The sequence below is a fragment of the Rhizobium laguerreae genome (genome assembly GCF_002008165.1).
Lineage (GTDB): Bacteria > Pseudomonadota > Alphaproteobacteria > Rhizobiales > Rhizobiaceae > Rhizobium > Rhizobium laguerreae.
The window spans coordinates 283,060-297,918 of record NZ_MRDM01000002.1 but is presented as its reverse complement, the minus strand read 5'-3'; the positions used below and the strand labels follow the sequence as shown (position 1 = coordinate 297,918).

15 protein-coding genes and 1 pseudogene are annotated in these 14,859 nt (G+C 62.8%); 10 read left to right on the top strand and 6 right to left on the bottom strand.

The window, feature by feature from the left end; translation table 11 throughout:
* The first annotated feature begins 27 nt into the window (after positions 1-27).
* The 4 genes from BS630_RS01735 to BS630_RS01720 all read left to right on the top strand — a co-directional run bounded on the left by BS630_RS01735 (position 28) and on the right by BS630_RS01720 (position 3,067).
* Complete coding sequence (locus BS630_RS01735) at positions 28-870, top strand: transglutaminase-like domain-containing protein (RefSeq protein ID WP_077976040.1); 843 nt, start codon at positions 28-30, stop codon at positions 868-870.
* Positions 871-1,103: 233 nt separating this feature from the next.
* A complete protein-coding gene (locus BS630_RS01730) occupies positions 1,104-1,283 on the top strand; it encodes a hypothetical protein (RefSeq protein ID WP_077976039.1) in 180 nt (59 codons plus the stop codon).
* A gap of 1 nt (position 1,284) precedes the next feature.
* Complete coding sequence (gene otnK / locus BS630_RS01725) at positions 1,285-2,538, top strand: 3-oxo-tetronate kinase (protein WP_077976038.1); 1,254 nt, start codon at positions 1,285-1,287, stop codon at positions 2,536-2,538.
* 148 nt (positions 2,539-2,686) lie between these two features.
* Positions 2,687-3,067 carry a VOC family protein gene (locus BS630_RS01720; RefSeq protein WP_077976037.1) on the top strand — a complete coding sequence of 127 codons (381 nt, stop codon included), beginning with the start codon at positions 2,687-2,689 and terminating at the stop codon, positions 3,065-3,067.
* Between the two features lie 3 nt (positions 3,068-3,070).
* Here the strand turns inward: BS630_RS01720 and BS630_RS01715 are convergent, their stop codons facing one another.
* Entirely contained in the window at positions 3,071-4,033 is a 963-nt protein-coding gene (locus tag BS630_RS01715) for a LysR family transcriptional regulator (RefSeq protein ID WP_077976036.1), read from the bottom strand.
* Between the two features lie 123 nt (positions 4,034-4,156).
* Here BS630_RS01715 and BS630_RS01710 point away from each other — a divergent pair, with 123 nt between their 5' ends.
* The 4 genes from BS630_RS01710 (at position 4,157) to BS630_RS01695 (ending at position 8,515) form a co-directional block, all read left to right on the top strand.
* A complete protein-coding gene (locus BS630_RS01710; RefSeq protein WP_077976035.1) occupies positions 4,157-5,557 on the top strand; it encodes an MFS transporter in 1,401 nt (466 codons plus the stop codon).
* 96 nt (positions 5,558-5,653) lie between these two features.
* Positions 5,654-6,031, top strand: a complete 378-nt coding sequence (locus BS630_RS01705; RefSeq protein WP_017959655.1) for a hypothetical protein — start codon at positions 5,654-5,656, stop codon at positions 6,029-6,031.
* A 199-nt stretch (positions 6,032-6,230) separates the two neighbouring features.
* Positions 6,231-6,566, top strand: a complete 336-nt coding sequence (locus tag BS630_RS38505; protein WP_077976034.1) for a hypothetical protein — start codon at positions 6,231-6,233, stop codon at positions 6,564-6,566.
* A gap of 911 nt (positions 6,567-7,477) precedes the next feature.
* Positions 7,478-8,515, top strand: coding sequence for a fatty acid desaturase (locus BS630_RS01695; RefSeq protein WP_017959652.1), 1,038 nt, complete (start codon positions 7,478-7,480; stop codon positions 8,513-8,515).
* Between the two features lie 155 nt (positions 8,516-8,670).
* Here the strand turns inward: BS630_RS01695 and BS630_RS01690 are convergent, their stop codons facing one another.
* Positions 8,671-9,585 (bottom strand): SDR family oxidoreductase, encoded by a 915-nt coding sequence (locus tag BS630_RS01690; protein WP_077976033.1) that lies wholly within the window; start codon positions 9,583-9,585, stop codon positions 8,671-8,673.
* 118 nt (positions 9,586-9,703) lie between these two features.
* Here BS630_RS01690 and BS630_RS01685 point away from each other — a divergent pair, with 118 nt between their 5' ends.
* Complete coding sequence (locus BS630_RS01685; RefSeq protein ID WP_077976032.1) at positions 9,704-10,273, top strand: TetR family transcriptional regulator; 570 nt, start codon at positions 9,704-9,706, stop codon at positions 10,271-10,273.
* Here BS630_RS01685 and BS630_RS01680 read toward each other — a convergent pair.
* The 4 genes and pseudogenes from BS630_RS01680 to BS630_RS01665 all read right to left on the bottom strand — a co-directional run bounded on the left by BS630_RS01680 (position 10,270) and on the right by BS630_RS01665 (position 12,234).
* Positions 10,270-10,896, bottom strand: a complete 627-nt coding sequence (locus BS630_RS01680) for an exopolysaccharide biosynthesis protein (RefSeq protein WP_077976031.1) — start codon at positions 10,894-10,896, stop codon at positions 10,270-10,272. The genes BS630_RS01685 and BS630_RS01680 overlap by 4 nt on opposite strands.
* A gap of 29 nt (positions 10,897-10,925) precedes the next feature.
* Entirely contained in the window at positions 10,926-11,228 is a 303-nt protein-coding gene (locus BS630_RS01675) for a hypothetical protein (protein ID WP_025393833.1), read from the bottom strand.
* A 44-nt stretch (positions 11,229-11,272) separates the two neighbouring features.
* A pseudogene (locus BS630_RS01670) lies at positions 11,273-11,461 on the bottom strand (TerC family protein); the annotation flags it as partial.
* Between the two features lie 296 nt (positions 11,462-11,757).
* Positions 11,758-12,234, bottom strand: coding sequence for a YcgN family cysteine cluster protein (locus tag BS630_RS01665; protein ID WP_017959646.1), 477 nt, complete (start codon positions 12,232-12,234; stop codon positions 11,758-11,760).
* Positions 12,235-12,438: 204 nt separating this feature from the next.
* Here BS630_RS01665 and BS630_RS01660 point away from each other — a divergent pair, with 204 nt between their 5' ends.
* Positions 12,439-14,673: a transglycosylase domain-containing protein gene (locus BS630_RS01660; protein WP_077976030.1), complete on the top strand. Its 2,235-nt coding sequence runs from the start codon at positions 12,439-12,441 to the stop codon at positions 14,671-14,673.
* Positions 14,674-14,859: the final 186 nt, after the last annotated feature.

Sequence of the window (14,859 nt, the reverse complement as noted above, 5' to 3'; positions counted from 1 at the left end):
GGATCCGGACGCGCGAGAAAACGCTCCATGTTGATCCGTTACGGCTATGAAATCACGCTGACCTGCCCGCAGCCGACCGCATTGGTGTGCCTGTTGTCGGTTCATGATGATCGTGCCGCCGACATCAGAATTCCGGAAACGGTCTTCACCACCCCCGATGTTCCCACATCGACTTATCGCGACCTCTTCGGCAACCGCTGTCTTCGGCTGGTTGCCCCAGCGGGCGACCTGACCATATGGGGCGATGCGACGATCGAAGACGATGGCCAACCGGACAGGTCGCTGCCAGGCGCCAGGGAACTCCCGGTTTCGGAGTTGCCGGATGATTGCCTCGTCTACCTGATGGGCAGCCGCTATTGCGAGACGGATCGTCTTAGTCAAATTGCATGGGATATGTTCGGCACCGTCTCACCCGGCTGGGGCCGCGTTCAGGCGATCTGCGACTTCGTTCACGGCCACATCCAATTCGACTACATGCAGGCGCGATCGACGCGGACAGCCTTCGAGGCGTTTCACGAACGTGTCGGCGTCTGTCGCGACTTTGCGCATCTCGCGGTGGCGCTGTGCCGTTGCCTCAACATTCCTGCCCGATATATCAATGGCCATCTCGGCGACATCGGTATTCCGGTCGTCGACCCGATGGACTTCAGCGCCTGGATCGAGGTCTTCCTCGACGGTGCATGGCATACATTCGATCCGCGCAACAATACGCCGCGGATCGGTCGTATCATCGTCGCACGCGGGCGCGACGCCGCCGACATACCGCTCATCAATTCCTTCGGACCGCATGTGCTGAAGGCGTTTCGAGTCTGGACCTATGAGGTGACGAACCTGCAGCAGATGCAAAGCGTCGCCGAGGGTGCTGGTTAGAACGAGACCTGGGCAGGATGCGGCATGCCCAGCCTCAGGCTGCCGCAGGTAGAACTGCTTGTCCGTTCCCGGTTCATCGCAGCCGCCCGCAGCAGCACCGAGCCGAACTGCGCCCTCCCCCCAAAATCACGTGACAGCGTCGCTCGCCTTGTCTTAACTGAGACATTGCCGGTTCGGGGCCGACTCGCGCCCGGAAGTCGGCGTCGATGTCTTCGAGTGGAGGGCCGCTTCAGATGAAAATCCTTGTCATAGGCGCGGCCGGAATGGCCGGCCGCAAGCTGGTGGCTGCGCCGGGCAATTCCGATGCGAGCCGGGCGCAGGCGCTCGGCTTCGGCGCTGAAACATCCTTCGACGAGATCATTCACGTACCTATCGAGGACGAGCTCGAAGGCCGCCTGCCGGAGCTTTCCTGACATGCTGCTTGGGGCGATTGCCGATGATTTCACCGGCGCCAGCGATCTTGCCAACACGCTTGCGAGAGGCGGCATGTCGACCGTTCAGTTCGTCGGCACCGGCCGCGGCAAGACGGATTGCGAGGCCGGCGTCGTCGCACTGAAGACGCGCTCAGCGCCGGTCGACGATGCGGTGCGCCAGTCGCTGGAGGCGGCGCGCTGGCTGCTCGAGCAGGGCTGCGAGCAGATCGTCTTCAAATATTGCTCGACCTTCGATTCGACGCCTTCAGGCAATATCGGGCCGGTGGCTGAAGCGCTGCTGCGCCTCACCGGCACCGGCGTCGCCGTCGTCTGCCCGGCCTTTCCGGCGACCGGCCGAAGGCTTTTCATGGGACATCTCTTCGTCGGCGACCGGCTGCTTAGCGAATCCGGCATGCAGAACCATCCGTTGACGCCGATGACCGATCCCGACATCCGCCGCTGGCTGCAGCAGCAGACGAAAGGCGAAATCGGCAGCATTGCGCTCGACGTGGTGCGCTCGGGCGCTGCGGCCTTGCGCAACGGCCTGCGCGCCGAACTCACCGCCGGCCACCGCCTCGTCGTCGTCGACGCCATCGAGGACGACGACCTGGCGACGATCGCGGCCGCGGTCGCCGACCACAAGCTGGTGACCGGCGGCTCTGGCATTGCGCAGGGCTTGCCGCAGAATTTCCGCAACCAGGGCAAGCTCTCAGGTACGGCGGCCGAAGTGCCTCTGGTCGAGGGTCCTGGTGTCGTGATCTGCGGCTCCTGCTCCACGACCTCGCAGAACCAGGTCGCCTGCCACCTGCAGAACCATCCGGGGCTTGCGATCGATCCGGCGGTGCTGATGCGCGGATCAATGTCGGTGGAGCGCGCGGCACGCTGGGTGGAAGCGAATGCCGCCGAAAATCCGATCGTCTATTCGACAGCCGCTCCTGAAGTGGTGAGCTTCGTGCAGCAGCGTTTCGGGCGCGAGGACGTGGCTGAAAAAATCGAGACCTTCTTTGGAGGGCTGGCGCGGCGGCTCGCCGATGCCGGCATGCGGCAGATCGTCGTCGGCGGCGGAGAAACTTCCGGCGCGGTGGTGGAAGCGCTCGGTCTCAAGAACATGATGATCGGGCCGGAGATCGATCCCGGCGTACCGGTTCTCGTGGCCGACCGCTCCGGACCGCTCGGGCTTGCGCTGAAGAGCGGCAATTTCGGAGCCCCCGATTTCTTCGCCAAGGCGCTGGACAGAATCGCCGGCCATGAATGAGCGCGCAGGCCGCTGACGATGCGCCCGTTCGCTGACTTAGAACGACGGTTGAAAGATGTTGTCATCGTGCCATCTTGGGGGTGAGAGAGCTCACACCGGTGATGAGAGAGCTCACACCGGGGATGAGCAGAGAAGGAGTTCGCAGTCCATGTTCGATCATATCTCCATCGGCGTAAAAGACTTGGAAAGAGCCCGCCGTTTCTACGATGCGGCGCTGGCGCCACTCGGATATGAGCGCCTGTCTAATTCCGACACCATGATCGGCTACGGCCCGGAAACGGTCGGGCTCTGGGTGATGCAGGTCGAGCAGCCTGTTGTTGCCGACATGCGATCCGGGCTGCATTTCTGCTTCGTCGCGCCTGATGAGGCCGCGGTCGATGCCTTTCACGCGGCGGCGGTCGCATCCGGCGGCACGGATAATGGTGAACCGGGTGTGCGGCCGGATTACGGGCGCTTCTATTATGCCGCCTTCATCATCGACCCGGACGGCTACCGCCTCGAAGCTTATTTTCACAAGGGCGAACTTTAAGGCTCAGGCCGCAACTCTCGATATCGATACGCGGCAGCCCGAGGCTTCGAGCGCCTCGCTGGCGACATCGAGAAACAGGCGACGGAACCAGCGCGCCCGGCCGTCCGCCTGGTCGACGCGGCGATAGAGCATGGTCACGGGATCGGCCGGTAGCGCAAGCGGCGGCGCGCAGATCGTTAGTCCATGCAGTTGCGCCATGCAGCGGCCGATCGATTCCGGCACGGTGGCGATGGCGGGCATCGCCCGCAGTGCCGTCGGCAAGGCGGAAAAACGCGGCACCGTCGCGACCACCTGTCTGACGTGGCCGGTGCGGCCGAGCGCGATGTCGATGCTGGTCGCGGCATTGCCTTCGAACGAGACGGTGAGATGGGCGGCATTGGCGAAATCTTCAAGGCTCAGCGGCGCCTTCAGCCGGAGCTGGGCGGCATCGTAAATGCAGATCGAGGCCTGATCGAACAGCGGCGCGCGGATGTGCCAGGAGGCCGGTTGGTCATGCACGGAGACGCTGAAGTCGAAGACGCCCTCGTCCAGCCGGCGCGCGGCATCGCGCTTTTCGGAAGCGATGCCGATCAACCGGGCGCCGGGTGAAAGCTGGAGAAGACGGGCGGCAAGCGGGCCGAAGAAGGCCGATTCGAGATTGTCGCACATGCCGATGCGGAACTCGCCCTGCCAGCTTGCCGGATCGAACTCGGCCTGCGGGCGGATGGCGCGCTCGATGCCCGACAGCGCATCCTCGATCGCCGGGGCGATGGAAAGGGCGCGCGGGGTCGGCTGCAGGCCGCGGCCGACACGTACGAACAGTTCGTCGTCCAGCGCCTCGCGCAGGCGCCGCAAAGCAGCCGACAGACCCGGCTGGCCGAGCAGCAGCCGCTCGGCGGCGCGACTGACATTGCGCTCCTGCATCAGCACCGAAAAGGCCAACAGGAGATTGAGGTCGATCTTGCGAAGAGTGGCATCATTCATCATCGTTAGTAATACCTGGCATGGCTACTATCAATTTGCAATAGGAAAGGAAGCTGTCCATTTTCTCGTTCCCTGCCGCCCGGCAACCTCCCCCGATGAGGCGGCAGCAACGAAGGAACGATTTCGATGACTCTTTCCAAATCGCGAAGCGGGGCGGGGCTGGCATTGCTGCTGCTCTGCACCGCCAACTTCCTCGACGCCATGGACGTCTCCACCATTGGTGTCGCGCTTCCTGCCATCCAGGCCGAACTCGGCATGGAGGCGACATCGCTGCAATGGGCCGTCAGCGCCTATGTGCTCGGTTATGGCGGCTTCCTGCTGCTCGGTGGCCGGGTCGCCGACGTCTTCGGCCATCGCCGCGTCTTTCTCTGGTCGCTGGCGATCTTTGCCGCCGCCAGCATCGCCGGCGGCTTCGTCGATAGCGGGCCGACGCTGATTGCCGCCCGCTTGATCAAGGGCATTGCCGCCGCCTTCACTGCGCCTGCCGCCCTTGCGCTGCTGCTCTCGGTCTTCGGCGAGGGAACCGCACGGGCAAAGGCGCTCGGGGTCTTCGCCTCGACCGGCGCCACCGGCTTCGTGCTCGGCATGGTGCTCGGCGGTGCCGCGACGATCTTCAGCTGGCGGGCGACCCTTGTCATGGGCGCGCCTGTCGCCATACTGACGCTCCTTCTTGCGCCGCTGGCGCTGCCGGCCGACCCGAAAAGGACGGGACCGCGGCCGAGCTTCGACTGGGCCGGCGCGCTGACGATCACGCCCGGACTGCTGCTCTTCGTCTTCGGCATCACCAATGCCGCAGCCGCCGGCTGGCGGGCCTTCCCGACCTGGGGTTCGCTCGCCGCGTCGCTGGTGCTGATCCTGCTCTTCCTCGTGGTCGAAGCGCGCCATGCCGATCCGATGGTTCCGCTCGGCATGTTCCGCCGAGCCAAGCTCCGGCATGCAAATGCCATCGCCGCCCTCTTCCAGGGCGCCTATGTCGGCTTCCAGTTCCTGGCGACGCTCTATTATCAAAACGTCATCGGCTGGTCGGCCTTCACCACCGGCTTCTGTTTTGCGCTTGGCGGCGTCTTCGTCATGTTCCTGGCGCCACGTTTTGCGACGCTCGCGCAAAATCGCGGCGCCACCGGGCTGATGGCGGCGGGTGTCGGCCTGCAAGCGTTCAGCTATATCTTCTGGGTGACCGCACTCGGACATGTCGACCCGATCCTGCTCGTGCTGTTTTCGCAGATCCCACTCGGCCTCGGTTACGCCATGACCTACCCCTCAGTGCAGGTCGCGGCCCTTTCGGACGTTGAGGACGATAAGTCGGGGCTCGCCTCCGGACTGCTCTTCGCCTCCTTCCAGATCGGCGGCGGCATCGTGCTTGCGGCGGCCTCGGCAGTCTTCGGCGCCGCACCGCACTTCGGCTGGGACCCCTATGTCGCCGGCATCGCCTTCGTGGCGCTGCTTGCGGTGGCGATTACCTTGCTTGCAGCCGCCGGTCCGCGGACATCGGCCGCCCGGAGACCCAGCTATCAGGCGGCGGAATGACCGTCATCAGCCCGCACCCTGACCGGTGCGGGCTACTCATCAACCGGAGCGATATCTGCAGCAAGAATCCCGTTGCGTTGCCTGGGTGAAAGGCGCATGGTCGCAACTTCGGCAGCCAGTGTACGGGCGCTGCCGACTGAGGGTTTTTATACCCTTGCCCCGATGAAAGGAGGACCGATGTCTTCCACTTTCGAAAAGTCGCATCTGACTTCGTCCGATCTCGACATGCTGCAAGGCGTGCTCGACGACGCCGGCTACGACGCCAAAATCCTGATCGGCAACGAACGCGTCTTCAACGTCGCGGCCATACTGTTGATCAGGCTGTTCGAAGAGGGCGTCACCTCGCCGGCCATGCTCTCACAAGCGCTCGAACACCATTTCGGCAAGCTGAAGACGCCGCCGAAACCGATAACCCCCGTCTTCAATCGATATGCGATACAGGGATTGCCCCGCGAAAGACGCGTCGCCGGCTAGAGCATGATGCCGAAAAGTGTGAGCGGTTTTCGGACGACATCATGCTCTCACTGATGTTCTAAAGCGCGTCGCGATCTTTCAGATTCACTCCTCGCGCTTTAGGTTTTTGTTTTACGCATGCCGTTAGCGCAAAACCGCTTCACACTTTTGCGCGACATGCTTTAGCGGCAAGCGAGCCGCCCGGCTCCGAAGGAATATTGTGCGAAAAACCCTCCTGCTTTGTATCTGCGTCGCAGCGGCCGGTTATTTCGGATGGGTGCAATTCGGGGCTTACCAACAACGGCAACAGGATAGCGATCTTGCCGACATCGATAGGGAGCGCCGGGTGGCGCTCCTGGAAAGCGATGGCTGCCAGGCGAAAGTGGATATGCTTCTGTCGATGACAGACCGCCTGCTCAAGGCCGGCGGCATGCTGGTGCCGCTCGATATCGGACGGGACATAGAACTCTGTTTGGCCCGCGGCATCATGTCTGCATCAGGCCGTGCGGAGATGGAAAGAACAAAGCTGATCCGCCTGTTTCCCGTGAATGAATAAGCGCGTCGGAAGATTCATCTCTCGCTTTAGTCCTATTGTTTCGAATGTCGTTATCGCAAAACCGCCGCCCCCTTTGCGCGGCACGCTTTATCCCCTGTGGAAATATGGCTTTCCTGCGGCGGCGGCCTTAATGGCACCTCAATTTTACTCTATAAGGAGGGCTCGCTGATTTGGCCGATGCGGCATTTGCGGTGACCGGATTTCCGGCCCCGCCATTTTCCCGATCGCGAAAGCATGGTGACGTCCCGTCTCAACGTCGGGTTTGGCTTTCGGTGACCTCTCCGGTCATCCGCCTCCAGACTGCGATGCGGTTTCAGCAGGCATCATTTTCATTCCATCCCTGCGGCCCGGTGTTGTCGGGTTGCCCCTCATGACGATCCCGCGATCTCCGATCGCGACCGACAAGCGGGGCGAATACCACGCAGGCTGCGGCTTTCAATTTCGATCTAAAGGGAGATTTTATCGATGGCAAAAGGACAAGTAAGAAGCAATCGCGAGGTCCGGAAGCCGAAGAAGGACAAGCAGGCAGCGAAGGTGGAAAGCACATTCGCCAATCAGATGAAGACGGCGACCAAAACTGCCCCGCAGGGCAGTGCTCCAAAGAAATAGAACCTCTTATCGAGCCCCCGCTCCGCCCCCGTGCGCATAACAGCGCCAGTGATAGCGCGTCTTGTCGGACGCGCCGCGCTCCGGCGCGACACCATCACCCATTGACATGTTTTCGGAAAAACAGGAATTGCTGCAACCATGACAACTCTTAATACAATGTACAACTTCGACTATCCGCTCTTCCTCATTCGCTCGGCCGTGGTGATTGCACTCGGCTTTTCGGCGATCGCCGCCTTTCACGGCGTCACTCTATGATCGAATCTGCGCGCCGCAGCGAGTGCGAGGAAATCCAAGTGGCCCCTTTGGGAGAGCCCGACGACAACCCGGAGCGATCCGCACTTTTCGCAGAAAAGCGCTGGCTGAAGATCCTTGCCGGATATCGCCAGCCGCGGGCCGGACGCAGCGCCTTCGAGCTTGCCGTCACAGTCGTCCCCTTCGCGCTGTTCTGGGCTGCCGCTTGGGCAGCGGTTCATTACAGTTTCTGGCCCGGCCTGATCCTCATCCTTCCCGCCGCTGCTTTCCTGCTCCGGCTGTTCATGATCCAGCATGATTGCGGCCACGGCTCGTTTTTCGCTCGTCGCCGCGTCGACGACTGGGTTGGACGCACGATCGGCATCCTGACGCTGACGCCCTACGACTACTGGCGCCGGGCGCATGCGGAACACCACGCCTCGGCCGGAAACCTGGACGAGCGCGGCGTTGGCGATATCGAAACGCTGACGATCGCCGAATATAACGCGCTGTCGCGCTGGGGCCGGCTTGGCTACCGGCTCTACCGGCACCCGATCGTGATGTTCGGGATCGGACCGGCATGGCTGTTCCTCTTCAAGCAGCGCCTGCCTTTCGGCATGATGCGCTCCGGCGCCCTGCCCTGGATCTCGACCATGGCGACCAATCTTGCCATCGCGGTGGTCGCCGCGCTGCTGATCTGGGCGGTCGGGATCGTCCCCTTTTTACTGGTGCATCTGCCGACCGTGCTTCTGGCAGGTGCTGCCGGCGTTTGGTTGTTCTACGTGCAGCATCAATTCGAGGAAACACATTGGTCGAAGGAGCCGGACTGGCAGTTCCAGCATGCGGCCCTGCACGGCGCCTCGCATTACGACCTGCCGCCAGTGCTGCGGTGGATCACCGGCAATATCGGCATCCACCACGTGCATCATCTGTCGAGCCGGGTGCCTTACTACCGGCTGCCGGAGGTGCTGCGAGATCATCCTGAGCTTGCCGATCTGGGCCGCATCACGCTCATGGAAAGCCTGCGCTGCGTCAAGCTGGTGCTGTGGGACGAGCAGACGAAGCGACTGGTCTCGTTTCGCGAGGCGGCGCGGCTTGCCACAGCATGATAACGGGGCGTTAGAGCGGTTTAGCTTTCACGGAAGCGCAGAGCCGCTCTAACCTTTTGTTCCTGGAATTGCTCCAGTAAAATCATCCTGTTCTAAATTAAACAGTTAGAGCATGTTGTCGTCCGAAAACCGCTCACACTTTTCGGCATCATGCTCTAGCGATAGCCTGTCACATCCGCCGGTCCGCCCGGCTCCTGCACTTCCACCATGTAGCGCCAGCAATCCGGCCGCGAACCGTCGATATCGTCGAAGCCATAGGTCTTGGCCACTCCGCCGCTCGACAGCGACTGGCCGTTCCAGCGGGCGCGGTCGGGATCGGCGGCGATGGCCGCAACGGCCCGGCCGACGAAGCGCGGGGTTTCGGAAATGGCGAAATGCGGCTGTACTTTCGTCGCCTCGCTCCAGTTCTCCTCGCGAACACCATAAGCATCCAGCATCATTTCCGAACGCAGCCAGCCGGGCGTGATCGAAACGGCGGTGGCGCCGTGTTTCGCCAGATCTTGCGCATGCGCCCAGGCCATGCGGGTGACGCCTGTCTTGACGAGGTCGTAAAAGGGCGACAGCCGGTAATGGGTGGCATTGTATTCGGCCGTGCCGTCGGTCATCTCCACCAGCAGCCCGCCGGGCCGCTCGATCATCAGCGGCAGGGCGTAATGTGCGGTGATCAGATGCGTCTCGATGCCGAGCTGCAGCATGCGCAGGCCCTTATCCAGCGAATGCTCCCAGACGGCCTTGTCCCATTCGAACAGTTTCTCGCAGCCCCAGATGTCGTTGACGAGAATATCGAGTCGGCCGGCCTCCTCGCGGATGCGGGCGACCAGCGCCTCGACCTGTTGCTTGACGAGATGGTCCACCTGCACGGCGATACCCTTACCGCCTGCGGCGGTTACCAGTTCGGCCGTCTCTTCGATCGTCTCCGGCCTGGCATACTCGGATTGCTGAGCGCGCGTCGTGCGCCCGGTCACGTAGACGGTGGCGCCGGCGGCGCCGAGTTCCACCGCGATGCCGCGGCCGGCGCCACGCGTAGCACCCGCCACCAAGGCCACTTTCTCCCGCAAGTTCGCTGTCACTTCTCCATCCTCCACGCTAGAACGCCTCATGCCGTAATGAAGCGCCAAGTATTAGCCAGCGCCGCTTGTTTATAAACGAATGATCGTTTATATATGACCTGAATGCAAGAGGAATTTCATGCCGCGCCGCCGCACACTGTCCGACGAACAGCTTCTCGCCATGGTGCTGGCGCTGATTCATGCCGAGGGGCCGGATGCAGCGACCTTTGCGGCGGTGGCGAAAGCCAGCGGACTTTCCGGTTCGACGCTGGTGCAGCGTTTCGCCACGAAAGCGGCGATGCTGCGCGCAGCGCTGCTTTATGCCTGGGACAGGCTGGATTCGGAAACGGCGCGGCTTGCCGAGACCGTGCCGAAAACGCCGGACGGCGCCGTCGTGCTGCTCGTCGGTCTGTCGCAGGATTACGGCGACAATGCCGCTGCCTATGGCGAGGGACTGCTGGTGCTTCGCGAGGATTTCCGCGATCCGGTGCTGCGCGCCCGGGGTGCGGCCTGGGGAACGGCACTGACGGCGGCAATCGCTCGATGTTTCGGCTCGGCGAAGGCGCCGGAGACGATCGCCCGGCTGATGCTGTCGCAATGGCAGGGTTCGCTCATCTGGTGGGGTTTTGGCGCCGAGGGGCCGGTGGCCGCCTATGTGGAGACGGAGCTTCGGCGCTTCCTCGCCGCGGTACCTGTCCATTCAGCCTAGGAGACTGTGAAGATCATCGCCTTGATAAAATAAAGAAAAGCGGCGGTCGCGACGATGGTCGCCAATGTGAGCAGCAGTCCGATCAGGGTGACGAGACCATCCCGCTCCATCAGGGCGACGGCGAGCACCACCAGCGAGAACACCGGCAGAATATTGCCGAAAGGGATCGGCAGCGCGATCACCACGGCGAGCAGGAAGACAGGAATGCCGAGAAGCGCCTGCACCGTCGGGCCGGTGAGGGCCTCCAGCCGGCCGGCGCGCACGACCTTCTCCACCCGGGCGATCACCGGGACCGCGTGCCCCACGACGAGATCGAGCGCCGCGGACGAAACCCGGCGATCCCTGACGATGGCGGGCAGCCAGACCTTCCGGCCGCCCGAAACGATCTGGAGGGAAACCAGCGCGAGCGCGGTACCGAAAACCATTCCGAACGGCCCGGGAATCGGGGTCAGCGCCGGGATTGCCAGGAACAGGATGGTGAAGGCGATGCTCGTCGAGCCCATCGCCTCCAGAGCCTCACCGATGGAGAGGCCGCCCTTCACCCGGGCGAGTTCCAGCATCTCCCGGAGCCGCGCGGTGGCCACACCGCGCGGCCGCCGTCTATTTCCGTCTTGATCAGACATCACGCAGTCCATTTTTCAGCTGGCAGCCGTCACGCACCCTCGTCGGCTCCCTTCAGGGCGCCGACGAGGGCTGCGCATTGTGGGTCGCTGCCGTCGAGAAGTTCGGCCGGCGCGGTATGGCCGATCGCTATGTTGACGACTGTGGCCGCCGCCCAGCCGTAGTCGCCGGCGGCGCGCTCTATGAGCTTCGGCCCCTGAGATGTCAGGCAGGCCTGGGATTGGCGGACGATCTCCACGGGAAGCCGGGCGCGCTCAGCCTGTTGCTGTATCTCAGCCTGCAACGGATCGACGACGAGCAGGGCAAAAATCCAGCCGATGAAATTCGAAATCATATCTGTTTCCTTCCTTTGTTAACGTATTCCCTCGCAGAGCCCGCTCAGGCGGGCTGCTGCGGATCCCGCTTTTTGAGGAGGCTCCAGACCGCTCCGGCAGCGATGATCGCGAAAGCGATGCTGAGCGAGAGCGCGGCCGGGAATTTTTCAAGGCCCAGCAGATCGGCGAGAAAGATCTTCGAGCCGATGAAGATCAGCACGATGGCAAGCGCCGGCTTCAGGTAACGGAAGCGGGGCGAAAAAGCTCGACCACATCCAGAGCGGCGTTCCCAGCCGCTCGACGAACAAAAAAGAGAGATTCAAGGATAGTCCCCTGTCGGCACTGGTTGTCGGAGAAGAGGTCCGACATCGCAAGAGTGCCGAAGCTCTCGCCAGAGGGGCCCGGACCAGCGGGTCGCACTGCAGGTAGGGTCTCACTCTTCAATAATCAAGCAGCGGCCAGTGCCGATTTTACGCATCGCGCGGAGGTAAGGCGTGCGCTGTGCGAATGCGTCATTCGCCCCGCAAGAGAAAGCCTTCGCCAGCCGTATCAGGCGTCCTCATCGTCCTTCTCCTCGCCCACAGTCAGCGGCCAGTCGACGACGTAGTCTTCGAGATCGTCGAGATCGATCTCATTTTCGTTGATCGCGCGGCCTCGCGCGGAAATGCCGGCGGCATGGACGGTCGCCGGGTCGCCGGAGACGAGCGGGTGCCACCAGTAGAGGTCGCGGCCTTCATTGACCAGCCGGTAGCCGCAGGTGGGCGGCAGCCAGGCGATATCCGGCACGTTCTCCTTGGTCAGTTGCACGCAGTCCGGCACGAAATCCCAGCGGTTCTCATAGCTGGAGCAGCGACAGCTTTCGCCATCGAGCAGCTTGCAGCTGACCGAGGTGAAATAGATATCGCCGCTATCCCATTCCTCGATCTTGTTGAGACAACAGAGGCCGCAGCCGTCGCAAAGGCTTTCCCACTCGGCGACGGTCATTTCGGCAAGCGTCTTGCTCTTCCAGAAAGGCAGATCGTTCATCGTTCGTTTCTTGCAACAGCGACCCGCAAATTCGCGTGACCCTGATGCATCTCTCTTGTTATCAGCCGCAAAATCAATCAATCCTTCAGTATACTCCTGGTACTCGGAGAATTCTCTCCCGGTATCGGAGAGCTTTGCGGCCATATGCGGGCCTCGCGCTTTCGTCGGATATGACCGAAGTGAGATCAGGCGGGAATACAGGACGTGCAGGATCCGGACAACCCAGGAAATGGGCCAGGAAATGGCCCAGAAATCGGGCCAGGAAATGGCCCAGAAAACGGGCCAAAAAAAAGGCCCGGAAAAGCGGCGAACGAGGCAGCGGAAAAGCGGCCGGCGAAGAGCCGTCACATTCTGCTGCGCATCGATTCCTGGATCGATTCGACAGTCTGGAACGCCGGCTTCCGCGCCGCCGAGATCTGGGAAGACATTACCATCTTCTTCCGCCGCTTCCGCGTGCGCGGCTGGAAGCGCATGGTCTTCGAACTTGCCGGCGAAGGACTGACGCTCGGAGCGGCCGGCTCGGTGCTGATGCTGCTACTTGCCCAGCCGGCCTTCGAGGCGACCAAGGAAGACTGGCGCAACCGCGGCGATTTCGCCGTCACCTTCACCGACCGCTACGGCAACGTCATCGGCCATCGCGGCGTCATCCACCAGAATTCCGTGCCGATCGACGAGCTGCCGGATTCGCTGATCAAATCGGTGCTCGCCACCGAGGACCGGCGCTTTTTCGACCATTTCGGCATCGATTTCATCGGCCTCTTCCGCGCCATGAGTGAGAATGCACGCGCCGGCGAAGTCGTGCAGGGCGGCTCGACGCTGACGCAGCAGCTCGCCAAGAACCTGTTCCTGTCGAACGAACGCTCGATCGACCGCAAGGTCACCGAGGCGTTCCTGGCGCTTTGGCTCGAGGCGAACCTTTCCAAGAAGGAAATCCTCTCCACCTATCTCGACCGCGCCTATATGGGCGGCGGCACTTTTGGCGCCGCGGCGGCGGCGCAGTTCTATTTCGGCAAGAACATCACCGATGTGAACCTTGCCGAATCCGCCATGCTTGCCGGCCTGTTCAAGGCGCCGGCGAAATACGCACCGCATGTCAACCTGCCGGCGGCGCGTGCGCGCGCCAACGAAGTGCTGACCAATCTGGTGCAAAGCGGGCTGATGACCGAGGGCCAGGTGATCGCCGCCAGGCGCAATCCGGCCACCGTCGTCGACCGCAACGAGGTGGAATCGCCCGATTTCTTCCTCGATTGGGCTTTCGACGAGGTGCAGCGGCTTTCGTCGCGCTTCCACCAGCATTCGCTGATCGTGCGCACGACGATCGATATGGGCATCCAGCAGGCGGCGGAGGATTCGGTCGAGACGTCGCTGCGCGAATATGGCGAAGCCTATCACGCCAAGCAGGGCGCGATGGTGATGATCGAAAACGGCGGCGCCGTCCGCGCCATGGTCGGCGGCCGGGATTACGGCGAGAGCCAGTTCAACCGCGCCAGCAGGGCGCTGCGCCAGCCAGGCTCGTCCTTCAAGGTCTACACCTATGCGGTGGCGATGGAGAGCGGCATGACACCGCAGACGACGATCGTCGATGCGCCGATCTACTGGGGCAACTGGAGCCCGCACAATTACGCAAACCGCTATGCCGGCCGCATCACGCTTGAGACCGCGATCGCCCAGTCGATCAACACCGTGCCGGTGCGGCTCGCCAAGGAAAAACTCGGTATTCAGCCGATCCGGGCGATGGCGAAGAACCTCGGCGTCGAAACGCCGATCCGCGACGACGTCACCATCCCGATCGGCACCTCCGAGGTGACGGTCCTCGACCAGGCGACGGCCTACGCCACCTTCCCGGCCGGCGGCTACCAGTCGCGCCGCCACGGTATCACCCAGATCCTCGATTACGACGGCGACGTTCTCTACGATTTCGACCGCGACGAACCGGCGCCGAAGCGTGTGCTCTCCGAACAGGCCGACGCCTATATGAACCAGATGCTGTCGCGCGTTCCCTATGTCGGCACGGCGCGCAAGGCGGCCCTCGACAACGGCATCCTGACGGCCGGCAAGACCGGCACGACCCAGGCCTATCGCGACGCCTGGTTCGTCGGCTTCACCGGCAATTACACCTGCGCCGTCTGGTTCGGCAATGACGACTACACCTCGACCAACGAGATGACCGGCGGTTCGCTGCCGGCGATGACCTTCAAGCGCGCCATGGATTACGCCCATCAGGGTGTCACGCTGCGCGCCATCCCCGGCGTCGAAAACCCCCTGCCCTCGGAAAAGGACCTCGCCAAGACTGCCGCCGCCAAGCCGCAGGACGGATTGCCGCAGCTCATCCGGCCGCGCATGCTCTCGGTTCAATCGACTGGCATCCTCAAGAAGCTCGGCGAGAAGCTGAAGGATGCCGCCCCGCTCGCGCCGGCGAAGGTGGCGAGCGCGGAGTAGTTGGCGGGATCTTACGCGCGGGTTCCGAAATCTCCGGCCTGGGAGATTGCCGACGCCGGCCCCTCATCCGCCTGCCGGCACCTTCTCCCCGTAAACGGGGCGAAGGGGACACGCCGCAACCTCTCCGTTCCTCGCCCACATCTCGCAAGGCACGTCCCCTCTCCCCGTTTTACGGGGAGAGGGCTA

Coding starts and splice junctions, on each gene's coding strand:
- BS630_RS01735 (WP_077976040.1), top strand. CDS start 28: ATGTTGATCCGTTACGGCTATGAAATCACGCTGACCTGCCCGCAGCCG.
- BS630_RS01730 (WP_077976039.1), top strand. CDS start 1,104: ATGAAAATCCTTGTCATAGGCGCGGCCGGAATGGCCGGCCGCAAGCTG.
- otnK (WP_077976038.1), top strand. CDS start 1,285: ATGCTGCTTGGGGCGATTGCCGATGATTTCACCGGCGCCAGCGATCTT.
- BS630_RS01720 (WP_077976037.1), top strand. CDS start 2,687: ATGTTCGATCATATCTCCATCGGCGTAAAAGACTTGGAAAGAGCCCGC.
- BS630_RS01715 (WP_077976036.1), bottom strand. CDS start 4,033: ATGATGAATGATGCCACTCTTCGCAAGATCGACCTCAATCTCCTGTTG.
- BS630_RS01710 (WP_077976035.1), top strand. CDS start 4,157: ATGACTCTTTCCAAATCGCGAAGCGGGGCGGGGCTGGCATTGCTGCTG.
- BS630_RS01705 (WP_017959655.1), top strand. CDS start 5,654: ATGGTCGCAACTTCGGCAGCCAGTGTACGGGCGCTGCCGACTGAGGGT.
- BS630_RS01685 (WP_077976032.1), top strand. CDS start 9,704: ATGCCGCGCCGCCGCACACTGTCCGACGAACAGCTTCTCGCCATGGTG.
- BS630_RS01680 (WP_077976031.1), bottom strand. CDS start 10,896: ATGTCTGATCAAGACGGAAATAGACGGCGGCCGCGCGGTGTGGCCACC.
- BS630_RS01675 (WP_025393833.1), bottom strand. CDS start 11,228: ATGATTTCGAATTTCATCGGCTGGATTTTTGCCCTGCTCGTCGTCGAT.
- BS630_RS01665 (WP_017959646.1), bottom strand. CDS start 12,234: ATGAACGATCTGCCTTTCTGGAAGAGCAAGACGCTTGCCGAAATGACC.